General features: G+C 66.0%; 20 protein-coding genes and 2 riboswitches. Of the genes, 5 read left to right on the plus strand and 15 right to left on the minus strand.

The window, feature by feature from the left end; all coding sequences use genetic code 11:
- Window positions 1-152: 152 nt before the first annotated feature.
- The 7 genes from H5T74_12630 to H5T74_12660 form a co-directional block, all read right to left on the minus strand.
- Window positions 153-974 (minus strand): hypothetical protein, encoded by an 822-nt coding sequence (locus H5T74_12630; GenBank protein MBC7231222.1) that lies wholly within the window; start codon window positions 972-974, stop codon window positions 153-155.
- A 225-nt stretch (window positions 975-1,199) separates the two neighbouring features.
- Window positions 1,200-2,297 (minus strand): ABC transporter ATP-binding protein, encoded by a 1,098-nt coding sequence (locus tag H5T74_12635; GenBank protein ID MBC7231223.1) that lies wholly within the window; start codon window positions 2,295-2,297, stop codon window positions 1,200-1,202.
- Complete coding sequence (locus H5T74_12640; GenBank protein ID MBC7231224.1) at window positions 2,294-3,061, minus strand: ABC transporter permease; 768 nt, start codon at window positions 3,059-3,061, stop codon at window positions 2,294-2,296. The genes H5T74_12635 and H5T74_12640 overlap by 4 nt, the downstream gene beginning before the upstream one ends.
- A 95-nt stretch (window positions 3,062-3,156) precedes the next feature.
- Window positions 3,157-4,008, minus strand: coding sequence for a substrate-binding domain-containing protein (locus H5T74_12645; protein MBC7231225.1), 852 nt, complete (start codon window positions 4,006-4,008; stop codon window positions 3,157-3,159).
- A gap of 127 nt (window positions 4,009-4,135) precedes the next feature.
- Window positions 4,136-4,255, minus strand: a riboswitch (molybdenum cofactor riboswitch).
- 79 nt (window positions 4,256-4,334) lie between these two features.
- A complete protein-coding gene (locus H5T74_12650; GenBank protein MBC7231226.1) occupies window positions 4,335-4,517 on the minus strand; it encodes a hypothetical protein in 183 nt (60 codons plus the stop codon).
- Window positions 4,518-5,146: 629 nt separating this feature from the next.
- Window positions 5,147-5,265, minus strand: a riboswitch (molybdenum cofactor riboswitch).
- A gap of 165 nt (window positions 5,266-5,430) precedes the next feature.
- Window positions 5,431-6,975, minus strand: coding sequence for a PAS domain S-box protein (locus H5T74_12655; protein ID MBC7231227.1), 1,545 nt, complete (start codon window positions 6,973-6,975; stop codon window positions 5,431-5,433).
- 192 nt (window positions 6,976-7,167) lie between these two features.
- Window positions 7,168-9,522, minus strand: coding sequence for a formate C-acetyltransferase/glycerol dehydratase family glycyl radical enzyme (locus H5T74_12660; protein MBC7231228.1), 2,355 nt, complete (start codon window positions 9,520-9,522; stop codon window positions 7,168-7,170).
- A gap of 216 nt (window positions 9,523-9,738) precedes the next feature.
- Between H5T74_12660 and H5T74_12665 the strand changes: the two genes are divergently transcribed.
- Window positions 9,739-11,946 (plus strand): methyl-accepting chemotaxis protein, encoded by a 2,208-nt coding sequence (locus H5T74_12665; GenBank protein ID MBC7231229.1) that lies wholly within the window; start codon window positions 9,739-9,741, stop codon window positions 11,944-11,946.
- Window positions 11,947-12,050: 104 nt separating this feature from the next.
- Here H5T74_12665 and H5T74_12670 read toward each other — a convergent pair whose 3' ends face one another.
- On the minus strand, window positions 12,051-13,106 hold the full coding sequence (locus H5T74_12670; protein MBC7231230.1) for a hypothetical protein: 1,056 nt from the start codon (window positions 13,104-13,106) through the stop codon (window positions 12,051-12,053).
- Between the two features lie 457 nt (window positions 13,107-13,563).
- Window positions 13,564-14,997 carry an amidase gene (locus H5T74_12675; protein MBC7231231.1) on the minus strand — a complete coding sequence of 478 codons (1,434 nt, stop codon included), beginning with the start codon at window positions 14,995-14,997 and terminating at the stop codon, window positions 13,564-13,566.
- Between the two features lie 173 nt (window positions 14,998-15,170).
- Here H5T74_12675 and H5T74_12680 point away from each other — a divergent pair, with 173 nt between their 5' ends.
- The 3 genes from H5T74_12680 to H5T74_12690 all read left to right on the plus strand — a co-directional run bounded on the left by H5T74_12680 (window position 15,171) and on the right by H5T74_12690 (window position 17,756).
- Window positions 15,171-15,422 carry a hypothetical protein gene (locus H5T74_12680; GenBank protein ID MBC7231232.1) on the plus strand — a complete coding sequence of 84 codons (252 nt, stop codon included), beginning with the start codon at window positions 15,171-15,173 and terminating at the stop codon, window positions 15,420-15,422.
- 566 nt (window positions 15,423-15,988) lie between these two features.
- Window positions 15,989-16,423: a transposase gene (locus H5T74_12685; GenBank protein ID MBC7231233.1), complete on the plus strand. Its 435-nt coding sequence runs from the start codon at window positions 15,989-15,991 to the stop codon at window positions 16,421-16,423.
- Window positions 16,424-16,634: 211 nt separating this feature from the next.
- Entirely contained in the window at window positions 16,635-17,756 is a 1,122-nt protein-coding gene (locus H5T74_12690; GenBank protein ID MBC7231234.1) for a zinc ribbon domain-containing protein, read from the plus strand.
- An 80-nt stretch (window positions 17,757-17,836) separates the two neighbouring features.
- Here H5T74_12690 and H5T74_12695 read toward each other — a convergent pair whose 3' ends face one another.
- From H5T74_12695 to H5T74_12720, 6 genes are all read right to left on the minus strand, one after another.
- A complete protein-coding gene (locus H5T74_12695; protein ID MBC7231235.1) occupies window positions 17,837-18,598 on the minus strand; it encodes a sigma-70 family RNA polymerase sigma factor in 762 nt (253 codons plus the stop codon).
- A gap of 128 nt (window positions 18,599-18,726) precedes the next feature.
- Window positions 18,727-19,188 carry a response regulator transcription factor gene (locus H5T74_12700; protein ID MBC7231236.1) on the minus strand — a complete coding sequence of 154 codons (462 nt, stop codon included), beginning with the start codon at window positions 19,186-19,188 and terminating at the stop codon, window positions 18,727-18,729.
- Between the two features lie 116 nt (window positions 19,189-19,304).
- Window positions 19,305-19,496: a hypothetical protein gene (locus H5T74_12705; GenBank protein MBC7231237.1), complete on the minus strand. Its 192-nt coding sequence runs from the start codon at window positions 19,494-19,496 to the stop codon at window positions 19,305-19,307.
- A 211-nt stretch (window positions 19,497-19,707) separates the two neighbouring features.
- Window positions 19,708-20,340 (minus strand): response regulator transcription factor, encoded by a 633-nt coding sequence (locus H5T74_12710; protein MBC7231238.1) that lies wholly within the window; start codon window positions 20,338-20,340, stop codon window positions 19,708-19,710.
- Window positions 20,337-23,630 (minus strand): PAS domain S-box protein, encoded by a 3,294-nt coding sequence (locus H5T74_12715; GenBank protein MBC7231239.1) that lies wholly within the window; start codon window positions 23,628-23,630, stop codon window positions 20,337-20,339. The genes H5T74_12710 and H5T74_12715 overlap by 4 nt, the downstream gene beginning before the upstream one ends.
- On the minus strand, window positions 23,627-24,436 hold the full coding sequence (locus H5T74_12720; GenBank protein MBC7231240.1) for a hypothetical protein: 810 nt from the start codon (window positions 24,434-24,436) through the stop codon (window positions 23,627-23,629). The genes H5T74_12715 and H5T74_12720 overlap by 4 nt, the downstream gene beginning before the upstream one ends.
- Before the next feature lie 600 nt (window positions 24,437-25,036).
- On the opposite strand from H5T74_12720, the gene H5T74_12725 reads away from it, so the two are divergent.
- Window positions 25,037-26,710, plus strand: a complete 1,674-nt coding sequence (locus H5T74_12725) for a long-chain fatty acid--CoA ligase (GenBank protein MBC7231241.1) — start codon at window positions 25,037-25,039, stop codon at window positions 26,708-26,710.
- Window positions 26,711-26,963: the final 253 nt, after the last annotated feature.

Here is a 26,963-nt window from a genome sequence, read left to right on the forward strand (position 1 = left end):
CTCATCCCGCCCGGAAGACGCCCTCCCCGCCGCGCGCCGCATGCGGGCCGCGGCGCGTATGCCATATTCTGGTAAACATTCGCGGACCGCCGCCGCCTCCCGCGTCTCCGGTCACCGCGCGGGCGCGGCGTTTCCGCACCTGCGCCGACACCTCACTGTGTCGGAGGCCTCCAGGGACCCGTCCCCAGATGTCCCTGCCCCGCCTCCGAGAGCAGGTAGGAGATGAACTCCAGCGCGCCGGCCACGTCGGTATCGGGGTAGGTGAGGGTGCTCACCACCATGGCGTGATAGGAGTCCTCCAGGTCCTCTCCCCCTTCCCTGACCACCTCCAGGCCTAGCTCTCCCGCCAGCCTCTCGAAGGCATGGCGCATGGTGAGGGCATACGCCCTCTCCGCCGCCGCCTCCCGCAGGGCTCCCTCCTCGCTCTCCATGGAGCGCCGCAGCCAGTCTCCCGCCTCCTCCAACCCCGCCAGGGACCATAGGCCGCCGGCCTTGATGGCGGCGCCGGACCCGTCCACGCGGAGCACGAAGGGTTGCCCCGCCTCCGCTATCCTCCTCAGGGCTCCGGGGATCCCGTCCGCCTCCCGGGCGCCCGCGGGATCTCCGGGCGGCCCCACCAGCATGTATTCTCCCCGCATGACCTCCTGCCTGTCCGTCACGTAGCCCGACCTCTCCAGGCTCTCCTCGTCGTGGGATACATGGGTGAGGATGAGGTCGCACTCGCCGTGGCGCGCCATGTCGCACACCCGGTCGTCGGTGTCCGTGACCACCTCCACCGCGCGCCCGCTCCGGCGCTGGAAATCGCTCGCCCATGCCTCGAGGAGCCCGCTCCCCTCCAGGTCGCTGGTGGCCGCCAGCACCAGGGGAGGCCTTCCCTCCGACCCGCAGCCCGGTAAAGCGCAGAACAGCAGGGCGCAGAGGAGCACGGCCGCGGAAGCGCCGATCCCACGCCGTGACAACGATATCTTCGCCATGGGGTACATTCTACACCAGGCGGCCGCCCCGCCTCGACGCACGCAGCCGGCGCCGCCGCCGCGCCGCGGACCGTGCCGTACATCTCCCTTCAGGGAAGAACGTCCATGCCGTCGAGGAGCCCGATGGACGGAGCGTTTCACGCCGGGCACCGCATCCCGGCGGGAGAAAACGCCGCGCCGCGGCAAAGGGCGACGGGGGGCGGTAACGCGCCGGGCACCGCCATCTCAGCGGGAGGTGAAGGGCATGACGTGGACGGCGGTGGCCTTGACCGCCGCGGTGACCTCCGCCCCGGGCTCGATCCCCATCTCCTCGCGGGAGGTCCGGGTAATATACGCGGAGAAGGGGAAGCCGCAGTCCAGGCCCACCCTCACCAGCGCCCCCATGGGCCTGACCGCGACGACACGCGAGCGCAAACGGTTGCGCACCGATCCCGCCTCCGTGGTCCCGGGCAACAGGGCCACCTCCTCGGGATGGATGAGCACCTTTGCCCTGGAGCCCGGCGGCAGCTCGCACAGGGCCTCGATCTCCACGCCGGCGATGTCCAGGCGGCACATGCCCTCGCGGCATTCCCTGACCACCCCCTCCAGGAGGTTCTCCGCGCCCAGGAACTCCGCCACGGTTTCGCTGGCGGGCCTGCCGAACACCTCGCCCGGCCTCCCCGTCTGGAGCAGCTCTCCGCCGATGAGCACCGCCAGGCGGTCGGCGATCTCCAGCACCTCGTGGTAGTCGTGGGATACGTATATGGCGGTCACCCCCATCTCCCGCGCCAGGCCCGAGATGTACGCCAGCAGGTCCCGGCGGGAGGGGGCGTCGAGGGAGGCCAGGGGCTCGTCCAGGAGCAACAGGCGGGGCTTGAGCACCATGGCCCTGCCCAGGGCCACCTTCTGCGCCTCGCCCCCGGAGAGGGTCATGGCGTCGCGCTCCGCGAGATCCGCCAGGTTCAGCCTCGCGAGCATCTCGCCGGCCAGGCGCCTCCTCTCCTCCCTGCCCACCCGGCGCGCCTTGAGGCCGTACTCGACGTTCGCCCGCACGCTGCGCTTGAAGAGCAGCGGTTCCTGGAAGATCATGGCCATCTGCCTCGCCAGGTGTTTTCTCTTCCCGCGGTCCATGCCCGAGAGGCGCGTGCCGTCCCAGTAGGCCACCTCCCCCCGGGCAGGCTTCTCCAGCAGGTCGAGGATGCGCAGCAGGGTGCTCTTGCCAGAGCCGTTGGGGCCGACCACCGCCAGGATCTCCCCCTCCACGACCTCCAGGCGTTCCACGTCGAGCACCTTGCGCCCGCCGTAGAAATGCCGCAGGCCCTCGACGGTCACCAGCGCCCTCAAGCCGCGGCCTCCTTGCGGCGCCGGGAGAAGAGGCCGCGCGCGACCCTGGCCGGATGGCTGAGCAACGTCCCCTGCTGGAAGAGGGTCATCACCCAGACCAGGAGGATGGTGATGGACAGGAGGATGATCCCCAGAGCGATGGCCATCTCGCTGTTTCCCTTGCTCACCTCCAGGACGGTGGCCGTGGTCAGGGTGCGGGTGTAGGGCTCCCCCCCGATCAACAGGTTTCCCCCCACCATCATCGCCGCGCCCACCTCGGAGATGATCGCCCCGAAACCGGCGATGACCGCGGCCACCAGGGAAAGGCGGGTCTCCCGCAGGAGGGTGAGGAGGGAACCTATCTCGCCGGCACCCAGGGACTTGGACTGCATGCGCAGCCGGGGATCGACGTTCTGCAGGGCGGCCATGGTGATGCCGGCGATGAGCGGCATGGCCAGCACCACCTCGGCCAGGATGATGGCCCTGGGAGTATAGAGCCAGCCCAGGAAACCGAGGGGGCCCCTCCTCTTCAGGAACATGTACACGAACAGGCCCACCACCACCGGCGGAAGGCCCATGCCGGCGTTGACCAGGGTTACCAGTATTTTCCTGCCGCGGAAACGGTAAACGGCGAGCGCCGATCCCAGGGGGATGCCCAGGAGCATGCCCGCCGCCGTGGCGATGGCGCAGACGTAGAGGGTGAAGAGGGTTATCTTCATCACGTAGGGATCCAGGTGGACGATGAGCTTCAGGGCCTCCACCAATCCCCGCCAGATCTCTCCCATCCCCCGTTTCTCCTCCTTCCCGCGGGTCAAGACACGGGCGGCGCGGCCCCGGCCTCCCCGCCGGGGCCGTCGCCCACGATCATCTTCTGCCTATTCTAGAGAGCGTCGGGGTAGAACAACTGCTCCCCGTACTCCTCCACCCCGAAGACGTTGAGAAATTCCTGTGCCGCGGCCGAGACGCAGAAGGCGTTGAAGGCCCGTGCGCCCTCGTAGTTCACGTCCGGCCATTTCTCCGGGTTGACGTTCATGACGTGATAATTGTTGAAGAGTATCGGATCGCCCTGGAAAAGGATCTCCAGGTCCAGTTCGTCCTTCATGCTGAGAAAGGTGCCGCGATCGCTGAGGGTGTAGGCCCCTTCCTCCGAAGCGATGCGCAGGGTGTCCCCCATGCCCTTGCCGCTTTCCATATACCACGCTCCCGCCGGGGAGATGTCGGCGGCCTTCCAGATGTTCTTCTCCTTGGTATGCGTCCCGGACTCGTCCGCCCGGGATACGAACCCGGACTGCGAGGCGGCGATGGCGGCAAAGGCGTCCTTGGCGGAGGCGGCCTCCTTCGCCCGGGCGGGATCGGCGGCCGGCCCGACGATGATGAAATCGTTGTGCATGACCGCGTTGCGGTCTATGGCGTAACCCTCCGCCACCAGCTGTTCCTCGGCGGCGGGGCTGTGTACCAGCATGACGTCGCACTCGCCCTTCTTCCCCATCTCCATGGCCTCGCCGCTGCCCACGGCGATGACCTTCACCGCATAGGGGTTGTCCTCCTCGAACATGGGGATCCATTCGTCCAGGAGGCCGGAGTCCTGGGTGCTGGTGGTGGTGGCCAGGATGAGCTCCGTCCTCTCCACCTCTTCCGCCTTCTTCTCCCCGCACCCCATGATCATGGCGGCCATGGCCAGGACGGCGAGTGTCCCCGCCATGAGCGCTGCCCATCTCTTGGTCTTCGTCATCCGCACGATTCCTTTCTGCTTCCGAGAACTGCTCTTACCGCTCCGGATGCTCTATCGCCACCGGACGTGTCCCGCGGGCAAGGGCGACTCCTTGCCCGCAATGGCCAAACCCTTGCCTTACTTCACCATTCGAATGCGACCACCTCCTTTCCAAGCACGGGAGGCGCGGGGGTTTCCCCCCGCACCCTGTCGGCTCATATCCATAGCCTTACGGCCTTAGGAACGGAGCTCGGAGGTCTTCCGCTTCTCCTGTGTTTTCAAGGTTCCGGTCAGGTCGCGGCAGGGCAGGGCTTCACCGGCCCCGGCTACCACGCCGCATGGCCGTTTTAAAAGCAGCCCAGGGAGCAGGCCACGATCTTTATCCCCAGGGCGTTGGCCGCCTTGCCCACCTCCAGGGCGGGGACCCCCAGCTCCTCGGCCAGCTTCAGCGCCACGGCGCAGGGGATACGGCCTTCCTCCGCCCTTTCCTTCACCGCCTCTTTCACCCTCTCGTCCACCCCGTCGGACATGTGCTCACCTCCCACTCTTCCCGCCGCGCGCGAGAGTACCACCTCCCAGGCCCTCTCCCTTCCCAGTTCGCAGACCACCACCAGCTTGGCGCGCGGGTTCAGCTCCTTTACTTTCTTTTCCAGTTCCAGCATCTCCCCGCCCCGCGGGGCTCCCTCGCCGTTCACCACCACGGTGTGCGCCCTGGCGATGGCCTCGAACGCCGAGGGCTTGAAGCCCGCGAAGGTCGGTCCCATGACGAACACGGCGTAGTCGGGCTCCAGGTGCTCAAGGACGCTGTTGCCCTCCACGATGACCACCGGCGCTTCCAGGCGCGAGAAGACCTCCCGCAGGTCCGCGGCCAGGCTCTCCCGGGTGGAGCGCACCCAGAGCACGGGGCGCGCGCCCGCGGCGAGCAGGCGCGAGGTGTCCGTGGCGGGCGACGCGGCGGGGTCCTTCTCCTCCAGGATCACCTCTCCGGGCGGCCTCTCGGCGTGGATGGAGACCTTCATGCCCGCGCAGGAGCGGCAGCGCGCCGCGAGGTAGGCGGCCAGGGAGCTCTTGCCGATATCCTTGTTGGCTCCGGACACGGTGATGATGCGGGGCCTTTCCCCACCGAAAAAAACCCCGTCCGGAGAGGACGGGCAGGCTTCACCACGCAATCCCCTCTCCTTTCCAAACACGGGAGGCACGGGCGTTTCCACCTGCACCCTATCGGCCCGCCCCCGTAGCCGGCGCCTTAGGGGGTCGGGCTCGGAGAGCTCGTATTCTGCTCAGCGAGCGGGTTGATTATAGCCCGGGCGGCGGCGCCGTTTCAAGTCAGGCAGTCAGGCGGGATTACGCCGCGCGTCAGCGGCGGCTCACCTGGGTCCGGCTTCCTCGAGGCGGTCGGGACGGCTCCGCTCACCATCACCAATCAGCGATTGTTGCGGCGGCTCACCTGGGTCCGGCTTCCGCGAGGGGGGCGGTGAAATAGAAGGCCGCGCCCTTCCCCGGCTCCGATTCCACCCATATCTTTCCTCCCCACCCTTCCACCGCCCGCTTCACCGTGGAAAGGCCGATGCCCAAACCGGCCGATCCCGCCTTCGCGGAGCGCCGGAAGGGCTGGAAGATCTCCTCGCGCAGCCGGGGGTCGATGCCGTCGCCGTTATCGCGTACGAAGAGGGTGGCAGTATTGCCGTGGCTCATCGCGCCCACCTCGATGCGCAGGCCCCGGTGGATCGCGGCATACTTGAGGGCGTTCTCCACCAGGTTCGCGAAGACCTGGCGCAGCTTCAGGGGGTCCACCATGATGGTGGGAAGCGCGTCTTCCACCGCCACCTCGGCCCCCCTTTCCCCAAGAGCCTCCGCGTTCTCGAACAGCACCTCCTCCAGCACTAGTCGGGGATCTACCGGGGAGACCTCCCCCGCCGGCCTTCCCGCCTGCGCGTACTCGAGCAGGGATGCCGTGAGCTCATCCATGCGCCTGGCGGCGGTGATGATGTTGTCCAGGTACATCTCCCTCTCCTCCTCGCTGACGTCGCCGGCCCGCAGGAGCTGGGCATAACCCTGGATGAGGGAGAGAGGCGTGCGCAGATCGTGGGAGACGGTGGTAGCGAAGGCGTCCAGTTCCCGGACGCTGGCGCGCAGTCGCTCCTCCATGACCACCCTCTCGGTGACGTCGCGGGAATTGATGATGATGCCCCGCACCGAAGGCTCATGAAGGAGATTGGTGAGGATGGCGTGATGGTGGTGATAGGTCCCGTCGGCGTGACGGAAGCGCCTCACGCAGTGATAGGGGACCCCTGGAGTGGCCAGGATGACCTCGAAGTCCCGGCGTGAATCCTCCACGTCGTCGGGGTGGATGTAATCCAGTATGGACCTACCGTAGGTCTCCTCGCCATGGCCGGTGATGAGCGCGGTGGCGCGGCTTCCCCAGCGGAAGGTGAGGTCCCCGTCGAGGATGGTGATCATGTCCGCCGCGTTGCGGATAAGGGAGCGGAAATACAACTCGCTGCGGCGGAGCGCATCCTCCGTCTCCTTGCGGTCGGTGACATCCCTGGCGATCATGAGCACCCCTCCCACCGCGGGATTGTCCAGGAGGTTGACGCACACGATGTCGAGGACGTGCCAGGAGCCGTCGGCGTGGCGGTACCTGAACTCCTCCCTGGGACCGGGTTCCTCCTGCGAGAGGGTGCGGGAGAAATACTCCAGAGCCCGCACCCGGTCCTCCTCGTGAATATACGAAATGGCCCTCCGGCCAACCAGCTCCTCCTCCCGGTAACCCGCGATCCTGCGCACCGAGGGAGACACGCTCTTGATGGTGCCGTCCGCGCCGGCCAGTATATTGACCTCGGGAGTATGCTCCAGCACCACGGCGAAAGCCCTCAGACCCTGGATGAGGGTCTCCCTGGCCGCCGCGAACTCTCTCTCTTTATACTCGAGTTCGGTCACGCGGGCGCGCAGCCGCTCCAGCTCCCGTCTCAGTTCCTCTTCGCTCATGCGCCCTCCACCCCGGGGACCCGGCTTAGGTCCTCGATCACGTCGTTGTGCCAAGGGAGACCGCCTTATTTCATTGTAATCGAAGATCGCAAACAGGGCCCAGATCTGTAAACGAAGCTGGATGCGGCGTACATCCCGACGGCAGACCTCGTTTTCGATCCGCGATCGAAGATCGAAGATCTGACCCCATTCTTATGCGCGCTGGAGGGTACGGGAGATGATCTCCTCCTTGGCGGCGTCGGGAAGGTCGTCGAAGTAGGCGCAGTACCCGGCCACCCGCACCACCAAGCCGGGATACTTGCCGGGGTTGCGGCGGGCATCCAGCAGGAGCTGGGGATCGATGACGTTGAACTGCACCTGCATCCCTCCCCGCGCGAAGTAGCCCCGCAGGAGGGCGGCGAGGTTCTCCACCCCCCGCTCCCCGCCAAGGCTTACGGGGTCGAAGCTGAGGTTCACCGCGCACCCGTTGGGCATTAGCCTCGAGTCCACCGCGGTCACGGAGTTGAGCAGGGCGGTGGGCCCCAGACGATCGCGGCCGTTGGCGGGGCTGAGACTGGAGGCGAGCGGTTCCCCGGCACGGCGTCCGCTGGGAAGGGCGCCCGTCCCGCGGCCGAAGGCTACGTGGCAGGTGACGGAATAGAAACCGGGCACGTACGGGCCGCCCCGCGTGTTGCGGTGCCGCGCCAAGGCGTCGTGGAAGATGCGCACCACGAGGTCGGCGTAGCGGTCGGCACGCGGGTCGTCGTTGCCGAACTTGGGGGCGGTGAGCAGCTCCGCCCGCAGGCGCTCTTGCCCCGCGAAGTCCGACTTCAACGCCTCCACCACCTCGGCCATGGAATATCTCCCGCTTCCGAACACCACCTGTTCGAGGGCGGCCAGGGAATCGGCCACGTCCGCCACCCCCACCCCCTGCACGCCGCTGGAGTTGTACCTCGCTCCCCCCTCCGTCAAGTCCTTCCCCGTCTCCAGGCATCCCTCCACCAGCATGGAGGAGAAGGGCGTGGGGTGGTAGTCCCGGTTCCCCGTCTCCACCACTTGGAGGTCGCCGACCATCCTGTCCACCATGCTCTCCACCTGTGCACGGAAGGCGTCGATCACCTCCTCCAGGTCGCGGAACTCCCCGGGGGGCGGCGTCGCGGCACCGACCCTGCGCCGCGCGCCGAAGCGCCGGCCTTGGTTCAAAGCCAGCTCCAGGCAGAGCGGAAGGTTGAAGAGCGCCGCGTCGGTGGAAAGGAAACTTTTTCCAGGTAGTGCCAGTTCCACACATCCCACCACGGCGTAGTCGCGCGCCTCCTCCACCTCGTAGCCGTGGTATACCAGCGAGGCCACCGCCGCCTCGTCTCCGAAGACGGCGGGCATGCCGTTGCCCCCGCGCGCCACCTCCGCCACCCTCCTCAGGTACTCATCGGGGGACCCGGCATGCACCCTAGCCTGGTAGTTGGGGTCGCGCAGCCCCGCCTCCTCCATGACCTCCAGGAAGAGGTAGGTGAGGTCGTTGACGGCGTCGTTCCCCTCGCGGTCCATGCCGCCGACAACGGCCGCCTGCACCACCAGGTATCCTCCGTGGTACTGGCTTATCCTCTCCGAGAGGAGGAAGACGTGCTCCGCCGCCTTGGCGCTGAAGGAGAGGAGCATGTCTTTAGCCTGCTCCCGGGTGAGGCGCCCCTCCTCCAGGTCCCGCCGGTAATAGGGATAGAGGTACTGGTCCACGCGCCCGAAGGACACCGCGGAGTTGAGGCTCTCCAGATTCACCGCCAGGTGAGTGAGCCACAGGGACTGCAGCGCCTCGTGGAAGGTATCCGCCGGTTCCGCGGGGACCTTGCGGCAGATACGGGCTATCTCGCGCAGCTCATCCCGGCGGAGGGGGTCCACCTCTCCCCTTGCCAGGCTCTCCGCCTCCGCGGAGAGACGCCGCGCGAAGCCGACCAGCCCCTCGCAGGCGATGCGCGCCGCCTCGTAGAGGGGGCCCTGCCTTCCCTCCATCTCCTCGAGGAATCCACGCACCCCCAGCCGGATCATCCTCTCGTAACCGGGAAGGAAATGCCCGATGCCTCCCGCCTCGTTGATGAGGTAATAGACCGGGTTGAGCTGTTCCCTCACGTAGCGCAGGAGGTGCCGACGGTCCCGGAAAGCGCGGGAGTTCATGTTGTGCGTCAGCCAGTAGGGTATGACCTCCACCAGAAGGCGCAGCCTGTCCCGCCAGGATATGCGCAGGGGCGTGGCCCTGCGCCGGTCGATCCACAGCAGGTCCTCGCTCATGAACACCCCCGCCAGCTCCGGCTGCATGATGGCGGAGATACGACGTGAGCCCACGTTGCCCACGATGAGCTCGTGGGGGTAGATGTACGCGGACTTGTTGAGCAGGATGTGCCGGAGCGCCTTCGCCTTGCGCAGCATCACGTGGTCGGAAGGATCGTCGTGACGTTTGTGAAACGCGGTGACCAGCAGCGCCCTCTCGGGGCAGAGATACACGGGGGCCGATAGGAGCTCCTCCCTTATGCGCCGGAAGCGCTCGCTTCCCTGGAGCTTCGCCGCCGCCTCTTTCATCTTTCCCTCCTCGTGATGAAGATTATAGCATCCCGACAGCCGCGGGCTATGGGTTTTCCGCGTCCCTGGCCTCAGGAGTCGGCATCACGAAAGGGCGCCCCGCGGGGACAGCGAGGGCGACCTCGTCCCATCCACCGTCCCATTCCCTCAAGGCGAGTCTCGAGGGGGTCGATTAAATAACACGTCGGCGTCATTCTAGCGGAGCGAGCTGGAGAGATGATGGAGAACGGAGCGCGGGAACTCCGGCGGCTGCTGGGCGAGGCCTCGAAAAGGCTGCTGCTCAAGGCCGCGCTCTCGGCCATCACCATACCCGTGCTGGTGCTCGCCCTCTTCTCGCTCACCATCTTCCGCTTCTCCTCCCGGCAGTATCTAGTCTTCCTCCTCGCCCTGGCGGCGGTGGTGGTCCCCCTCATCATCGCCTTCGCGGTCACTTACCTTTCGCGGCAGCGGCGCCTCACGGCGCGCCTGGAAGCGTGGTACGAGCGGGAGAGGGATCCTGGCGACCCCGCCGACCGCTCCCTGGCTATGCGCCTGCAGAAAGAGCTGGACGGCTCCAGCAACGAGCACGGCCTCATGGTGGCGGCGGGCATCTTCCTCAGCATCACCTTGAGCGTGCTGCTCTTCGGACGCTACGCCGACTTCACCCCCTATACTTCCACCGCCTACATCTCCCTGGGGGTCCTCCTCGCTCTCACCGATTTCTTCGTCACCCTGTTCATCTCCCACCGCGAGATGCGGCCCGTGCTGCAGGCCTTCCTCGCAGACTGCCGCGGGTTCGGCTTTCACGCCGCCGCGGGCATCGGCAGGCGCCTGGCGGTGTTTGCCATGACCGTCCTCCTCCTAGCCCTGGGCATCACCTGGATCGCCTCCTCCTATATCTCCAGCGAGATGCTCAAGGAGGAGCTGGAGCGGAGAGGACGGGACAACGTCCTCCTTCTCGCCGAGCGCCTCTCCGACCTGAGCAAGGAAGGCAGGCTGCGCGCACGTGGCGAGGAGGTGGCGGCGGCTCTCTCCCTGGGCGAGGACGAGAGGCTGGTGGTCTATGACCGAAACGGAGAGGAGGTCCTGGACCTCTCCCGCGGGAATGCCGCCGCCGGGGTATGGGAGGAGCTCGCCGCCGGTGCAGGCGAGGCGGAGGCGGGACCGGTGAGCCGCGTGGCGCAGGCGGGAAGGCGGGAATACCTCGTCACCGCCGCGGCCTTGGAGGGGGAGGAGGGAGGGTCGCTGGTCAGGGTGTCCGCAGTGGAGACCTCCTTCCGCGCCCTCGGACGCCTCACCCCCACCATGCTCCTTCTGTTGGTGGTGGGGGTGGGGGTGGCCGCGTTCCTCACCCTGCTCATGACCCGCAACCTCGCCGACCCCATCCGCCGTCTGGTGCGCACCTGCCGCGTGGTGGGCACCGGCGACCTGACGGTGGAGGTCCCGGTGGACTCCCTGGACGACATGGGAGAGCTTTCCAGCTCCTATGGGGAGATGCTGCGCTCCCTGCGCAGCATCAGCAGCGAGCTGCGCGAGACCTCCGGGGAGGTGAGCGAGGGGGCGGTGAGCATCGTGGCCGTCTCCGAGCAGATCATGGCGGCCATCGAGGAGCTCAACGCCCTGGTGCAGGACCTCTCGGGCCAGATCGAGCACGAGGTGGACCAGATCAGGGAGGTGGAGGAGATCATGCAGAGCGTCGCCGCCACCATCTCCATGTCCCACGCCGAGGCCAGCCGCAGTTTCGAGATCAGCCGCGACGCTGAGGCGGCGGTAGAGGAGGGGAGGGGCCACGCACGCGACGCGGTGGAGAAGATCGCCGGTTTCAAGGCCATCCTGGACGAGTCCATGGAGGCCGTGCTTTCCCTGGGGGAGAGCTCGCGCAAGATCGGCGCCATCGTGGACATCATCACCCGCATCGCGGACCAGACCAACCTCCTGGCCCTGAACGCCGCCATCGAGGCTGCCAGGGTGCCGGAACACGGTAAGGGATTCGCGGTGGTGGCGGACGAGGTGAAAAAGCTGGCCCAGGAGGCCGCGGGTTCGGCGCAGCGCATCCACGACCTGGTGAGGGCCATCCAAGGCGACGTGGAGAAGGCCAAGGGGCTCATGGAGAAGGGGACCATGGGCATGTACGTGGGCATGGAGACGGTGGAGCGTACCGATCGCTCTTTGGCCTCCATATCCGACATCGTCGGCGAAATGGCGCGCGTGGCGGGCGCCATCGCGGAGGCCTCGTCGCGGGAGCTGAGGGAGAGCGAGCGGCTGGCCGACTCCCTGCGCGCCATGAAGGAACAGGTGGAGACGACCGCCGGAGCCTACGAGGAGATCGGGGCCTCTTCCGAGGAACAGACCGCCGCCACCACCGAGCTCGCCGGCACCGCCGAGCAGCTTTCCCGCATCGCCGAGCGGCTCCAGGAGATGGTGGCCCACTTCAAGCTCTACTGATCCCGGCGCGAAGCCGCGGCGAAACCGGAGGGGGTGATGCCGTTCCCCGTTCCTTTCATCTCCGTACGCGCGCGGGAGGTCGGCGGCAGGGCGCGGGTGAGGGATCAGGCCGCGGTGAGGGACATCTCCGCCACCGCCGTCTCTTGCCAGTCGTAATCCCCGAGCTCCAGGTCCTTTCCCTCCAATACCTCCACCATACCCCATACCCTGCCCGCCATGAGCGGCCCGTAGAAGGGGTTGATGAGGCGCAGGGAAAACCCGTCTCCACTTTCTTCCATCCCGACAGGTAGCCCCCATCCGAAAAGGGCCATGTGGATGGACTCCTCCTGGAAGGTAATGCCATCCCGCAGGGAAGCATAGTACTCGCGGGCGTACTCGCGCGCGATCTCAGCCAGCATGCGCTCCACGTCCTCTCCCAGCTCGTCCACCAGCACCTTCATCACCGCGGTGAGCCCGCGTGTGTCGTCGAAGACGAACCTCCTTCCGGAGCGCCGCTCTGAGATGAGGGAGTCCTCCACCCGCCACTCGAGGCACCGCGAGAGTTCCCGAGGAGCCGAGCAGCGCGGGCACGCATCATAGGCAGCGCCTCCCTCTCCCGAGAGCACCGGCTCCTGCTCGACCTCCGACTCGATGCGCTTCTCAAGCTCGGGATCTCCCTCGCGAGGCTGGATGATGGCCCGGCACATCCTCTCGTCTCCCTCATGGTCCACGTCGCCCCTGATGCCCTTCACCGCCTCGTAGACGCCGGCAGCCTGGCCCAGGGCCATGGAAAGGTTGTATAACCCCTCCATGTCCAGGACCACGCTGCCGTCCGGGAGCAGCTCCCTTATGGTCACCTTCCCAAAGCCGGGCACGGCGTAGTTGGCGGCCATCATGCGCAGGAGATCTCCCACCTCAGGAACCGGGGAGCCGGATTCCCTGATCCTCTCTATCAGCCCCCGGGCGTAGTTCGCCGAGTCCTTGCGCTTCCCCTCCATCACCAAGCGGGATACGTCATACCCCATGCGCCCGGAAAGGGACGAGATCAGGTAGCCGAGCTCCCCGGCGTCAATGAACATGCCGCGGATACCGGCCTCGTACCTGCTGACGATGGTGCCGTTCCGCTTCCATTCGTTCGCCTTGCCCACTCCCCTGGGGAGACCGCAGTCATCACAGTACATCCTCTGTCCTCCTCCCTGAGATCGCCTCTTCCGGCTGTTTGTCCGCCGGCGCCGTCACGCTAGGAATCCTTTCCTCTGCCTCGCGGGCTTTACCGGGGAGCCGCTTGCCACCATGACCCGGACAGCATCCTCGCGAGGTCCACGCTGACTTACCGCATTCGAAGCCCGGCGCGAGGTCTCGCTTCACCGCACGCAACGTCTCCAGAGCCTGATGGCAGATTGCTTCTCGTGGATTCACCCACGCCCGACAGCCTGTCCATCCCACCCTCATATCCGGAACCAGACTCCGGAAGATGTTCGGTTTCCCTCCGATTATCGTCATCGAACAAAGGTAAATTGAGACCGAAATACCGGCCGGGGTTACCGCGGGCAAGTAAGGTGCCGTGCGGTCCTCGCCCGGGAGCGACGTCCCCGCCGTCTCCGCGCCGTGCCGCGCGAGGAGCGAGGCCGGGCATCTTCAGCCCGTCACGGGCGGGCGCCTGTCCGCCCAGGGACGCGCCTCCTCCAGCTGCGCCGCGAGGCGGAAGAGGGTGGCCTCGTCTCCGAACTTCGCGATGAACTGCACCCCCACCGGCAAGCCCTCCTCGTTCCAGTAGAGGGGAACGCTCATGGCCGGCTGGCCTGTTACGTTGCATACGGGGGTGAAGGGCACGAATCCCGCCGCCCGCACGATGCCGTAGAGGGGATTGTCCGGGGGCGAATCGAAGGTGCCCAGGGGCACGGGAGGCTCCGCCAGGGTGGGGGTCAGCCAGAGGTCGTACCCTTCCGCCTGCCTCGCCAGGGAGCGCGAGACGCCCTGCAATCCCGCCACCGCCATGAGATAGGCCGAGGCGGTGATCCCCCGTCCCATCTCGATGAGGGCCCAGGTGAGAGGCTCGAACTGGTCCGGGGCAGGAGTCTTCCCCACCGCAAGGGACATGCCGTCAGCGGTCCAGGTTTGCGCGGACGCCCAGAGGGTCATGAACATGGGTGTGAGCGCTTCCACGTCAACGTCCAGCGCCCTTTCCTCCACCTCGTGGCCGAGGTCGGCGCAGAGCTTCGCCGCGTCCTCCACCGCCTTCATGCAGTCGGGATGCACCTCGGCTCCGCCGCGCGCGTCGGCGGTGAAGGCGATGCGCAGCCTCCCCGGATCCGCTCCCACCTCCTCGATGAAGGGGCGGGAAGGGGGTGGGGCCCAATAGGGATCGCCCAGATCCGGCCCCGAGGTGGCGTCCAGCAAAGCGGCACTGTCCCGCACCGAGCGGGTCACAGCGTGTTCCACGATCAGCCCGCTGAGGAGATCCCCGCTCGCTGGTCCCAGGGGGTTGCGCGCCCGGGTGGGCTTGAGCCCGAAGACGCCGCAGCAGGAGGCGGGGATGCGGATGGAACCTCCCCCGTCGTTGGCGTGCGCCATGGGCACCATCCCGACGGCAACCGCCGCCGCGGACCCGCCGCTGGACCCCCCCGTGGTCCTCTCCCCGTCCCAGGGGTTGCGGGCCGGCCCGAAGAGGCGCGGCTCGGTGGTGGGGAGGATGCCGAACTCGGGGCAGTTGGTCTTCCCTATGACTATCAAGCCGGCTCTCCTCAACCTCACCACCAGCTCGCTGTCAAAGTCGGGCACATAGTCGCGGAGAAAGGCCGACCCGAAGGTCAGCCTCACGCCCCGATACGCAGCGATGAGGTCCTTGAGGAGGAAGGGCACCCCCGTGAAGGGGCCGTCCGGAAGGGGGCCTGCCGCCTCCTCCATGGCGCGTTCGAACATGGGGGTGACCACCGCGTTGAGGCGCGGGTTCAAGGCCTCCACGCGCCCAATAGCCGCCTCCACCAGCTCGACGGGTTTCACCTCACCCCTCCTTACCAGCTCCGCCTGTGCCGTGGCGTCCATGAACGCGAACTGGTCATGACCGCTCATCGCCGATGCCCCCTTTCGCAACACTTTGCCCGCCGCTCTCCTATATTCTACTCCTGTATGTATGGGGTCACACCTTCGATCTTCGATCACGTCGGTGTGGTCGGTTCAGAAACAAGGTGGACACCCCCTATACTTGCTTTGTAGTAAGAAAAGCAGAGCAAGGAGGTGTCCAAATGAAGGGTTCACTTGGAACCACTACAAGTATCTACCACACCAGGCTTCCGAGCAGGCGAAGGCTTGAGAGAATGGCCAAAATGGTGGATCTATCGAAAGAGGCCAGGGTAAGGCTTACCTGGATCGGGCATTACAAGAAGTACGGAAACGCAAGCGTCACCGCAAGAAGATTCGGAATATCAAGGAGTATCTTTTACGAGTGGGCAAAGAGGCATATCGAAAGGGGAGGGATCTTTTCGATCAACGGCTGATTGCTAGGAGTACCTTGTACAAGTGGGCAAAGAGGCATATCGAAAGGGGAGGGATCTTTTCGATCAACGGCTGATTGCCAGGAGTGCCTTGTACAAGTGGGCAAAGAGGTATATCGAAAGGGGCCCCATGGGCTTGGAGGGCCTCTTTCGGGCGCCCAAAAGGAAAAGGGCTTCCACCGTCCCCCGGCATCAGGTGGAGCTCACCCCCGGCCATAGGAAAGGAGCATCCCCGCTTAAGCAAGCACAAGATGGCAGTTATCCTGGCGAGGGATCACGGGACAACCCTCTCCCCTTCCGCCGCGGGAAGGATCACCAAGAGAATTGTTCAATATGTACCGCAAGGTGAAAGCATACCATCGCCTCTCCTCCTCCGCCGTGGGAAGGATCTTGAAGAGAAAGGGGCTCTTGAGCCAAGGATCTCGCGCAAGAAGGCAAAGGCCGCCAAGCGACGCATACGGCGCTTCAAGAGCGGAGAAATGGACGGGTAAAGCCTTTCCCGGCTTCCTCGTCCAGATAGAGGCCAAGCACTTGAGGTTCGGGGGGGAAAGTTCTATCGGTTAACGGCCATAGACTGTTTTTCCCGCATCTCCTTCTGCCGCGTCTACTCCTCTGCCGGTTCTGCCTGTGCCCGGGCCTTCCTCTCCGAGCTGAAAGGCTTTATGCCCTTCCCTATATGGTCATTGCAGACGGACAACGGATCTGAGTTCCTCAAGCACTTCGGAAAGGCCGCAAGCCAGGAGCTTTTAACCCACTTTTTCTCCCATCCCCATTGTCCCCGAGAGAACGCCTTTGTGGAGCGCAAGATCCAGACCACCAAGTACGAGCTCTGGGCCTTCCGGGAGGGTTACACCGTAGAGGGGTTGAACGAGATCCTCGATGAGTGGAATCACCTGTACAATTACGAAAGACCCCACCAGAGCTTGGGGTATCTTACGCCCATGGAATTTCTCAAAAGATGGAGTGAAGGAAGCGAGGATAGGGCTTATGTGTCCACGATGTAGTGAACCGGCACATCGAATATCGAAGATATGACCCCATAGTTTATAATAGCAAGGTCGGAGGCGCGATTCTTCCGAGAGGTTCCTTCCCGCGCACCGTTACAGCGCGGCAACGGGCGGCGTATGGCTGCATGCAGCAGTGAAAAACGAGCGCCGATCCGGCGGAACAGGGTCACGGGAGCCTGCGTGCCGTAACCATGCAAGGAGGTTTGAAATGTACTGTTCCAACTGCGGGAAGGACATCGGGACCGACAGCCAGTTCTGTCCTTACTGCGGGGCGGCGGCTGGAGAGCGGGCCGCGCCCGAAACCCAGCCGGCGGGTTCGCAGGCACAACAGCCGGAGGCGTACGCAGCGCCGTCTCCACCGCCTCAAGCCCCCTCGATAACGCCGGCACCCGAACCCCCGCAGCCGCCGTCGGGAAGCCCACCGCCGCCCGGACCGCAAGCTCCTCCACCCGCCGGCACCGTACCTCCGTCTCCCGTCATGGGACCCGCTGCACAGCCGGTATACGCGCAGGCGCGAAAAAGGTCGGCCCTGCCGTGGATACTGGGAATCCTGGGCGTGGCGGTGGTGGCGGCGGTGGTCCTGGTGCTGGTCTTCGTGGTCTTCAAGGGAGACGGCGGCAAGACCGACACCTCGGCCATCGAGCGCCCGGTGGCGGACTTCTACAAGGCACTGGAGAAGCGGGACGCGAAGATGCTCGTGAGTACCATGGAGCCGGATTTCGCCAAGCAGCTCAAGGAGGTCCTTGGCAAGGACTACATCGCCATACTGGAACAGTATTTCTTCGCCAGCTTTCCGGACGACCTCAAGATAACCATCCGCGAGATGAAGACGGAGATGGACGGGGATGACCGGGCCCAGGTCACGGTGGTGGACGGCACCCTGAGCTACACCGACGAATACGGGGAGAAGGTCAGCGAAGAGGCCGCCGAGTCCGAGCTCTACGCCTTCGAGGTGGTCCGGGTTGACGGAACCTGGTATATCTCCGAAGAGACGCTCATCGATATCGGCTTCGACCCCGGAGACCTCGAGTACTTGGGCGAGGATGAACTGGACCTCGACTCCGACGCCTTTGACAACGGCATCGACCAAGAGGCCGGCGCGTTCGAGCTGCCGGTGGACAGCGAGGACGAGGCGCTGATGCTGCTCTTCGACCTGGAGGAGGTCCTGGACTGGTACCTGGGATCGGACAGCCCTCTTTACCAGGTCTACAATGAGGGCACGAGGTGGGTAATCTATCTCTACGAGGAGGCCCGGGACGGCTCGGAGCTGCCCTTCGGGTGGTACGCGGTGGACAAGGCTACGGGCGAGGTATGGCTGGTCACCAACTAATAGACCGGTCCGGCGCCGACGCGGCATCGGGCGCCGCCACCTCCTGCCGCAGCTCGTGCCGCTTTCTCCTGGACTATGTCTCAGGCTGTCTCTTCCTGGAGCGCACACCTTTCCTGCAGCATGCCGACCGCCTCGCGGATGAGCCGTGACACGTGCATCTGGGAGACCCCCAGCTCCCTGGCGATGCGCGTCTGAGTCCAGCTCTTCTTGAGCTTCAGGTACATCACCCGGCGGTGGCGCGGGGGGAGTTTGGCCATGGCCTCGTCGATGACCAACTCCTTCTCCACCTCTTCGAAGGCTGGGTCGTGAGAGCCTACGAAAAAGCCCAGGGGGGCGTCTTCCTGCCCATCGCCGCATGAACTGTCGAGGGAGAAGACGGAGGTGTTGGCGCTGGCCGCCAGGACCTCGATGATCTCCTCCTCGGCCACCTCCAGGCGCTGAGCCAGCGTGGCTATATCCGGCTCGTGTCCTTCCTCCTCCAGGTACCTGCGCGATTCGGCGTTGATGCGGTGGCGCAGGTCGCGCAGGGGACGCGGCATGCGGATGAGCTCCAGGTGGTCCCGGTAATGCTTCCTTAGCTCTCCTTCGATGGTGGGATAGGCGAAGGTGATGAAAGACACCCCGCGTGAGGGGTCAAACCGCCGCAGGGCCTTCATCATCCCCAGGGCCGCCAGCTGGTAGGCGTCCTCGTAGGGAAGCCGGTCCGAGTGATACTTGTGGGCGAAGCGGTGCAGGAGGTCCTGGTAGCGGTCGAAGAGGCTCCGCACCGCCTCGGGGTCGTCGTCTTCGATCACGCGCCTGAAGAGGTCCGCGTCCCGATCGTTCAATCCCTTAAGCTTCATCTCTATGTGACCCTCCTCCGGTGTCCTCTTCCCTTCATTATCAGCAGCGCGAGCACCTTTTTCGTTGACGGGGATCAGGCCGCGCTCCCGATCACGATCCCCGAATGGTCGCGCCGCCCGGGCTCCGCTCACCCGCCCCGGCTCCCGTTCTCTTCCGGAAGCGGCCCGCCAACGTACCTGGCTCTCCCGGCCGCGGCGCGGATGGCCTGGACCACCTTCGCGGCCGCGTCCTCCTTGGCCACGTATCCCGACGCCCCCAGCGCCAGGGCCGTGTCGGCATACTCGGAGGCGGGGTGCATGGAAAGGATGACCACCGGAAGCCCCGGCCTGACCGCCTTCACCTCCGCGATGAGTTCCAGTCCGGAAGCGTCGGGAAGGGTGATGTCCAGCACCACCACGTCCCAGTCACGCTCGCGAATCCTGCACATCATCTCCCGGCCGCTCGCGGCCTCTCCCGCCACCTCCACGTCCGGCTCATCTTCCATCAGGGACCTCAAGCCCTGCCTCACCATCTGATGATCGTCCACCACCAGGACCTCGATCTTCCTCGCCTGCCCTTGCCTGCCCCTGTCCGGGCCAACCAGCGCCATCCGCGCCCACCTTCTCGTGCAACTTCCCGACCGACTTACCCCGTCCCCAACCGCCGGTGCCCGGAAGACCTCCCGATAGATGACGGAGGAAGAAGGGGACCCGCGGGACGGATCCTTCAGCGCGGGAACCGGCGGGGGAAACAGGCCTCTCTCCTCTCCCTGCGGATGCCGGCGGGGTCGAAGCGCAGGCGTCCGGAACGTCCGCAGCGCGGGCAGAACAGCGTCCCGCTCGCGACGCGCACGCCGCACAACGGGCACGCCGGTCCCGCGTAGGAAAGAGGTGAACCCGATTCCCTTTTCATGCGCATCACCACCATCTCTCGCGGGCCCCATTGCTTGTGGTGATGACTCTATAAAGAACGGCCCAGGGGCGGAATCGGAGATCTTCGCGCCGGGCGGTAGGAATATCTCGCCCTTCCGGGTAGGAGAAATCTTACAGGTCCTGCCGCACCGGGAGACGAGGTGCGCCCTGCCGGCCATGGGGGATGAGGGGCGAGAAGTCCGGTGGACGGCGTGTCTTCATTCCATGAGGCCGTTCTTCACCGCGTAACAGGCGAGCTCGGCGTTGCTCTCCATGCCCATCTTCTCCAGGACGCGCGCGCGGTAGGTGCTCACCGTCTTCACGCTCAGGCACAGCTCGTCGGCGATGTCCTTGAGCCGCTTCCCCTGGGCCAGCATGCGCATGACCTGGAACTCGCGGTCCGAGAGGCGCTCGTGGGGGGCGCCGCGGTAGTCCTCGTCGATGATCTCCGCCAGCCTCTCCGCGAGGCTCGGGCTCACGTACCTTCCCCCTCCCACCACCTTTTTCACCGCGTTCACCAGCTCCTCGGCGGCGCTCTCCTTGCTCACGAAACCCGCCGCTCCCGCCTTGAGCACCCGCGGCGCGTACTGGTCCTCGGGATGCATGGAGAGGATGAGCACCGGGAGGCCGGGGCGCATGGCCCTGATGTCCTTGAGGACCTCCAGGCCGCTGCGGTCGGGCAGGGAGATGTCCAGCACCACCACGTCCCACGCGGAGGAGTCGATCAGGCGCAGGAGGGCGGCCGCGCTGTCCGCCTCCCCCACCTCCCGGATCTCCGGCTCCTCGGCTAGGATCATGGCCAGTCCCTTCCGGACCACCGGGTGGTCGTCCACCACCAGCACCCTGATCAACCCTCCACCTCCTCGGCCCTCCCGTCCGCCTCCGAGCGCGCCCGTCCCGCCAGGGGCACCTTGACCGCCACCACCGTCCCGCCTTCCGCCGCCCTCTCCACCCGGAGCTTGCCGCCGAAGAAATGGATGCGTTCCCGCATGCCGAGTATACCCAGGGACGCGGGATCGAGGGACTCGGCCTCGCTTATGCCCCTGCCGTCGTCACGCACCTCCATCTCCAGCCAGCCATCGCCGCCGCCCAGCCGCATCTCCACCCTGCGCGCCCCGGCGTGGCGCGCCACGTTGGTCAGCGCCTCCTGGGCGACACGGAACAGGGCCGTGGCGAGGTCCCGGTCCAGGCGGCGGCTCATCTCTGCGTCGAGTTCGGAACGGAAGCGGTGGTCGATCCCGGACATGTCCCCGAACCTCTTGAGCTGCCATTCCAAGGCCGCCTCGAGACCGAGGTCATCGAGGATGCCGGGGCGCAGGGAGGCGGCGATCTCCCGCACGGCTTTTATGGTAGAATCTACCATCCCAGCCATCTCCTCCACCTCCCGCAGCACCTCGGGCCGCGCGGCGAGCTTCTTTCCCAGCAAGGAGAGGTTGATCTTCAGCCCGGTGAGGGCCTGGCCCAGGGTGTCATGTACCTCGCGGGAGATGTGGCGGCGTTCCTCCTCGCGGATGGACTCCAGGCGGGCGGTGAGGGCGCGCAGCCTCTCCGTGGTCACCCGCAGCTCCTCCTGGCGGCGCCTGCGCTCGCCGATCTCCTCCTCCAGCATGCGGTTGACCTTCTCCAGTTCCCGTGTGCGCTCCCTGACCAGCTCTTCCAGGTTATGCCTGTACCTGTCCAGCTCCGCCTCCGACCACATGCGCAGCACCGCCATGGCGTAGAGGTCCGCCAGCCTCCCCAGCAGCTCCAGGTCCCGCCCCTCGTAATCGCGGTCGGAATTGGCCACCGCTACCTGGCCCACCAGCGTTCCCCCCAGCAGAGCCGGCACGGACAAGAAGCGGGCGATGGGGATGTGCCCCTCCGGCACCCCTATGGAACGCGGGTCCCCGGCGGGTTGGTTGGTGAGCAGCGGCTGCCGGTTCTTGAGCACCCAGCCCCACAGCCCCCTGAAGTCCTTGAAGACGAAGGTCTTGTCCTCCATGCCGCACTCGCCCCACACGTCCCTGGTGAGGGTGGGCGACACCAGGTATCCGGTCTCGGAATCGATGTACCCCACGAAACCGTGAGGGCTGCGCGTGAGGCGCTTGGCGTTCTCCAGCACCACCTGCGATATCTCCTCGATATCGGCCTGGGCGAGCAGAGCCCCGGAGAGCTCGGCCATGGAGCGGTTGACCTCCGACTCCCAGGCCAGCGCCTCCTCGGTGCGCACGCGCCTGGTCACGTCCCTCACCACGCTGCCGACCATCAGCCCCTCGCGGGAACGGATGGGGAAGATCACCGCCTGCACGATGCGCCTCTCTCCCGCGGGGGTCTGGAGCTCGCGCTCGCTGGTCTCCCCGAACCAGGTCTCGTATCCCCTGCGCAGCGAGTCCATGATTAGGGACTTCAACTCCCGGTAGCCCTCCTGGGTCCTGTGCTCCGGGAGGGAGAGATCGTGCTGCACGTCCCAAAGGAAACGTCCCAGCGCCTCCTCCCGCCGCATGCCCACGATGTCCTCCATGGCGCTGTTCCACTCCACGACGCACCCTTCGCCGTCCACCAGGATGATGCCGTCCGCGGACTGCTCCACCACGCTGCGGAACTTCTCCTCGCTCTCCCGCAGCACCTCCTCCGTGTGCACGCGCTCCGAGATGTCCTGGATGACGTGCACCGCGAACTCCAGGTCGCCGTGCCGGTCGAACACGGGGGAGAGGGAGATCCAGAGGTGTCTGCCCAGCCGCGGCTCGTAGACCTCCCTGCGCGAGCCGCACCTGCCCTTCACGGCCTCCGCGCACACGCAGAAATCCGGAGGGGCGCCGGTGCCGTGGATGAGCTCGTAGCAGGTATGTCCGGTGAAATCTCCATTCTCGCCCAGGAGCTCGCAGAGGGCGGCGTTGTGCTGGATGATGCGGAACTCACCGTCGATGACCAGCATGGCGTCGGCGATGGCGTCGAAGGACCGCTGCCACCTCTCCCGTGCCGCCTTCTCCGTCTCCAAGGCCGCCCTTTGCGCCGTGATCTCTCTTTCCCGGAACACCGCCAGCCTTCCCGCGCCCTCCCCCGCGGGCAGCGGCCGCAGCTCCTGCTCTAACCACCTCTCCCCGCGACGCAGCTCTCGTCCAGCCGGAGAGCCGCCGGCGAACGCCTCACGCAGCAGCGCCAGCGCCGCCTCCCGCTCCCCCTCCGGCAGGATCTCCTCCAGCCTCGCGCCCTTCAGCTCATCCGCATCCCTTCCCAGGCGCCGGGACGCCGCCTGGTTGGCGGCGAGCACGGACCCCGATGCGTCGCACAACACCAGGGCGTCGGCGCTGGCGTCCAGGATGGCCCTCTCCCGGTCCTCCCTCTCCTTCAAGCTGCGGAAGAGCAGCTCGAAGGGTTCCTCCAGGCCCGTCTCCACGATGGCCCGGTAGAGGAGGTAGAAGGACACCACCTTGAGGAAGTGGCCCAGGAGGTTGGGGAAGGCGTAGGGATCCTGGTAGAGGGTAAAGGAGAGCTCGGAGGCCGCCTGCACGGCGATGGAGGCGAGGACCAGCCGCAGCACCCTCGGACTCAACTCCTCCCTCCTGGCGTAGAAATGGGCGGCGGCGGCAGCGAGCATGACGCATATCACGTACTCGCTCACCTTCTTGAAGGGGGTCAGCCCGGAGCCCTCCACGAAACAGATAGGAAATAGCTTCCATGCGAAGATGCTCGCCAGCGCCAGGGCGGAGACGGCCGCGTAGGCGGCGATGCCCGCATATATGCGAAACGCGCGTGTGAGGAACAGCGGCGCCGCCAGCAGCGAGGCGGCCTCCAGGTAGCGCGCCGTGATCCAGAGCTGCGTGGCGAGGTTCGCCCCTTCCGCGCCGAAGACGCCCATGCCCCTGTAGGCCAGCATGTGCAGCATGTCCACGCCGCCCACGAAGAGATAGGCCACCCCCAGGAAGGCGAGAAAGCCGTTTTCTCCGGAACGGCGGGTGTGCCAGGCGAGGATGAAGATGCTGAAGGCAACCAGGGAGCTGAAGGTCTCGGCCACGGCGTGGAAGAGGAGGTAATTGCGGCGGCTGATGAGATAGAGGACCCCCAGCAGGGCCAAGCCTGCCCCCATCCGCCAGGCCGCCCCTGCCGCATCCCTGCCGAGGCCGCCTCCCCGACCGCTCGCCGCCTTTCCCTTTTCCCTCATGGCGAGAAGCCCACCACGTCGTGTCCGCCGCCGACATCCTGGCCGTTGGCGAGATACATGGGGCGCTCGGCGAGGACCTGCCGGTCGCTCTCCATCTTCGCCGCCGCCTCCCTGTCCGCCCCCGCCTCCTCGTTCACGTCGAGGGTGGTCCTGCTCCTCCCCGCCAGACGGTAATCCCCGGTAAATGGGGCCGTGCCGTCGGCGTAAAGGTAGGTGAGCTGGGCCGTGGCGCCGTCGCGCCAGCGGTGGCGGTTTCCGGTCTCCCGTCCGAGGTCGCCGACATAGGGACCGCCGCCGTTGCTGGTGAGCACGTACTTGAACATCACGATCTCGTTCTCGCCTTCATAATCATCCGCCAGACGGGAATAGGGGGTGTTAAGCCCGCTCTCCGCGAAGAGAGCGGCGGTATAGGCGGGGCTGGAAGGCTCCCTGAACCAGGTCCACCAGTGACCTATGTCCGTGCTGCTGCCGATCCTGTCCGGTCCCCACCCGTAGTTGGTGTCGCTCACGAAATAGTTGTTGTCGCGTAAGGCCCTGCCGAGCCCTCCGCCGTCGCCGATCAGCCAGTTTTCGCCGCAGGAATGGCGGATGAACGCCAGTTTCACGGTGCGGGAGGGCGGGGAAGCGCTGTCCGCGGCCGCTTCCATGCGGGAGGCGGACGAACCTCGCGCCGCCGCCTCCCGCGCCGCGCCGGAACCGCCCGCCGCCACGGGGATCCTCGCGGCAAACAGGAGGGGCGGCAGGCCCGTCGCCACCAGCACGGCCGGGAGCGACCGTGCCGTTCGATGGCTTCCAGAAAGCATCATGGCTTGCCCCCTTTCCGCTAAGGCCTCCCTTGAGGTCATGATAACACCTGCGAGGAGGGGGGTCATGGACTCGCCGTCACGATACGGCCGGCATGGAAGAGCTGGATGCAGATCAAAGAGCTTCGGGGGGCCTACGCGGGAATAAGGCCGGGCTCGACTAGCGAGGTGGGGCTTTGAGGTATAGGGGTCGGCGCGTCGGCGCGGCACCCCGCCACGACCGGCAGACCACAACCGGGTCGCTCACCGCCGGAGAAGGCGAAGGGCCGGGGCCGCGCATCATCCAATAGCACGGACCGGCGGCAATCTTGGCAATCCCGGAGAAGGGCAGACGGCCTGAAGGCGCTTGTCGACCCGCCCCATACACGAGCACGGACCGGCGGCGGCGAGCGAGACCCAACCGTTCCCGATAATCCGACTTGTGGTAAGCGCAGCCGCCCGGCTATAAATGTAATAGGAGGGCGGCGGCACCAGTCATACGGCTCCGGGCAGTCTCGTTCGTCACCGGCATCAAGGCACATCCCTCATACGCTTCTCCTTCGCGTATATGCGGTTCGGGCCGGTATGCCGACCGGCATGCCTCGAGGCGACAGGAGGTAATAGATGGAAGAGAGGCTCTGGCACAAGTCGTATGCGCCCGGGGTCCCGTGGAGCGTCGATTACGAAAAACTGACCGTCTCCGAGGGACTGGCGCGTTCCGCCCGCGACTTCCCCGACCGGACCGCCCTCAACTACATGGGGGCGAAGATCTCCTACCGCGAGCTGGACGAGCTGGTCAACCGCTTCGCGCACGCCCTCATGGACCTGGGGATCGGCAGGGGGGACAAGGTGGCCACCATCATGCCCAACATCCCCCAGATGATCATCGTCAACATGGCCGCCTTCCGCATCGGCGCGGTGGTGGTCCTGAACAATCCCCTGTACACCGAGCGCGAGCTGCAGTACCAGCTCGACGACTCCGACGCCAGGATCGCCGTCACCCTCACCCTGCTGGTGCCGCGCATAGAGAAGATCATGCCCCAGACCAGAGTGGAGAAGGTCATCGGCTGCCAGATCAACACCCACCTCCCGTTTCCCAAGAAGCAGCTCTTCCCCTACGTGCGCAAGGCCATGTACAGGAAGATCACGCCCACGGACAAGGTGCTGCGCTACGAGGACCTGATCCGGAAATATCCCGGTGACCCCGTCGAGGACCGGGGGGAATGGGAGGAGCTCTCCACCATCATCTACACCGGGGGCACCACCGGGAAGAGCAAGGGCGTGATGCTCAGCCACAGGAACATCAGCGTCAACGTACAGCAGTTCGCCGCGTGGTTCCCCGACCTGGAGCGGGGAAAGTACTCCCTGGTGGGCACCTTCCCGGTCTTCCACGCCGCGGGCTTCACCGCCTGCCAGAACTTCTTCTGTTGGCAGGCCTGGGAGCACTGCATGATCCCCCGCCCCGAGCCCAAGGCGGTGATCGAGATCCTCAAGAGGGACCGCCCCGATTTCCTGCCCGGCGTCCCCACCATCTTCGTCGGTCTCCTCGCCGACCCGGAGTTCCGCAACATGGACCTCTCTTATATCAAGGGCTTCTTCTCCGGCGCCGCCCCCCTGGCCGCCGATACCATCCGCGACCTCAAGGAGCTCACCGGGGCCACCATCCTCGAGGTCTACGGCCAGACGGAGACCGCCCCCGTAGCCACCGTCACCCCCTGGGGAGGGGAGATCAAACCCGGCACGGTGGGCATACCCGTCCCGGACACGGACATAAAGATAGTGGACCTGGACACCGGGGAGCGCGAGCTGCCCCCGGGAGAGGCGGGCGAGATCATCATCTCCGGCCCCCAGTGCATGATGGGCTATTACAAGAAGCCCCAGGAGACTTCGGAGGCGCTCCGGGACGGCTGGGTGTACACGGGCGACATCGGCTTCTTCGACGATGACGGTTACCTCTCGGTGGTGGACCGTAAGAAGGACATGGTCATCGCGGGCGGCTATAACATCTACCCGGTGGAGATCGACAACGTGCTCTTCGACCACCCCAAGATCCTGGAGGCCTGCGCGGTGGGCGTGCCCGACCCCTACCGCGGCGAGACCGTCAAGGCGTTCATCGTGGTCAAGGAGGGAGAGTCCCTGAGCGAGGAGGAGGTCATCGCCTACTGTAAGGAGAACCTGGCTCCATACAAGGTGCCCACCCGGGTTGAGTTCGTGGACGAGCTCCCCAAGAGCGTGGTGGGAAAGATCCTGCGCCGCGAGCTGCGCGACCGCGAGCTCGAGAGACAGTCCCAAGGCTGACGCCAGGTTCGTCTTTCCGAGGCGCCGGCTCATGGCGGCCGAGGAAGGGGAGAGGGCGGGCCCGGATTTGAACACGCCTCACGTCTAGGGAGTCCAAACCTGTATCGCTTGAGACGGGCGGGATGGCGGGCCAGGTGTTGACGCCGCGCTCATGCCCATGTCTGGCTGTCCGTGTAACCGTTGTTCTCATGCCTGTATCCCACTCTCTTATGCCCAGCACGGAGGGAGCGGGAACCACGGCTTTCAACGCCGC

The organism is Actinomycetota bacterium (assembly GCA_014360645.1).
Lineage (GTDB): Bacteria > Actinomycetota > Geothermincolia > Geothermincolales > RBG-13-55-18 > Solincola_B.

Bases quoted from the DNA above. Each gene is read 5' to 3' on its own strand.
- H5T74_12655 (MBC7231227.1), bottom strand. From the start codon at position 6,975: ATGAGCGAAGAGGAACTGAGACGGGAGCTGGAGCGGCTGCGCGCCCGC.
- H5T74_12725 (MBC7231241.1), top strand. From the start codon at position 25,037: ATGGAAGAGAGGCTCTGGCACAAGTCGTATGCGCCCGGGGTCCCGTGG.
- H5T74_12665 (MBC7231229.1), top strand. From the start codon at position 9,739: ATGATGGAGAACGGAGCGCGGGAACTCCGGCGGCTGCTGGGCGAGGCC.
- H5T74_12680 (MBC7231232.1), top strand. From the start codon at position 15,171: ATGAAGGGTTCACTTGGAACCACTACAAGTATCTACCACACCAGGCTT.
- H5T74_12660 (MBC7231228.1), bottom strand. From the start codon at position 9,522: ATGAAAGAGGCGGCGGCGAAGCTCCAGGGAAGCGAGCGCTTCCGGCGC.
- H5T74_12695 (MBC7231235.1), bottom strand. From the start codon at position 18,598: ATGAAGCTTAAGGGATTGAACGATCGGGACGCGGACCTCTTCAGGCGC.
- H5T74_12645 (MBC7231225.1), bottom strand. From the start codon at position 4,008: ATGACGAAGACCAAGAGATGGGCAGCGCTCATGGCGGGGACACTCGCC.
- H5T74_12630 (MBC7231222.1), bottom strand. From the start codon at position 974: ATGGCGAAGATATCGTTGTCACGGCGTGGGATCGGCGCTTCCGCGGCC.
- H5T74_12650 (MBC7231226.1), bottom strand. From the start codon at position 4,517: ATGTCCGACGGGGTGGACGAGAGGGTGAAAGAGGCGGTGAAGGAAAGG.
- H5T74_12700 (MBC7231236.1), bottom strand. From the start codon at position 19,188: ATGGCGCTGGTTGGCCCGGACAGGGGCAGGCAAGGGCAGGCGAGGAAG.
- H5T74_12670 (MBC7231230.1), bottom strand. From the start codon at position 13,106: ATGTACTGTGATGACTGCGGTCTCCCCAGGGGAGTGGGCAAGGCGAAC.
- H5T74_12690 (MBC7231234.1), top strand. From the start codon at position 16,635: ATGTACTGTTCCAACTGCGGGAAGGACATCGGGACCGACAGCCAGTTC.
- H5T74_12640 (MBC7231224.1), bottom strand. From the start codon at position 3,061: ATGGGAGAGATCTGGCGGGGATTGGTGGAGGCCCTGAAGCTCATCGTC.
- H5T74_12705 (MBC7231237.1), bottom strand. From the start codon at position 19,496: ATGCGCATGAAAAGGGAATCGGGTTCACCTCTTTCCTACGCGGGACCG.
- H5T74_12675 (MBC7231231.1), bottom strand. From the start codon at position 14,997: ATGAGCGGTCATGACCAGTTCGCGTTCATGGACGCCACGGCACAGGCG.
- H5T74_12720 (MBC7231240.1), bottom strand. From the start codon at position 24,436: ATGATGCTTTCTGGAAGCCATCGAACGGCACGGTCGCTCCCGGCCGTG.
- H5T74_12715 (MBC7231239.1), bottom strand. From the start codon at position 23,630: ATGAGGGAAAAGGGAAAGGCGGCGAGCGGTCGGGGAGGCGGCCTCGGC.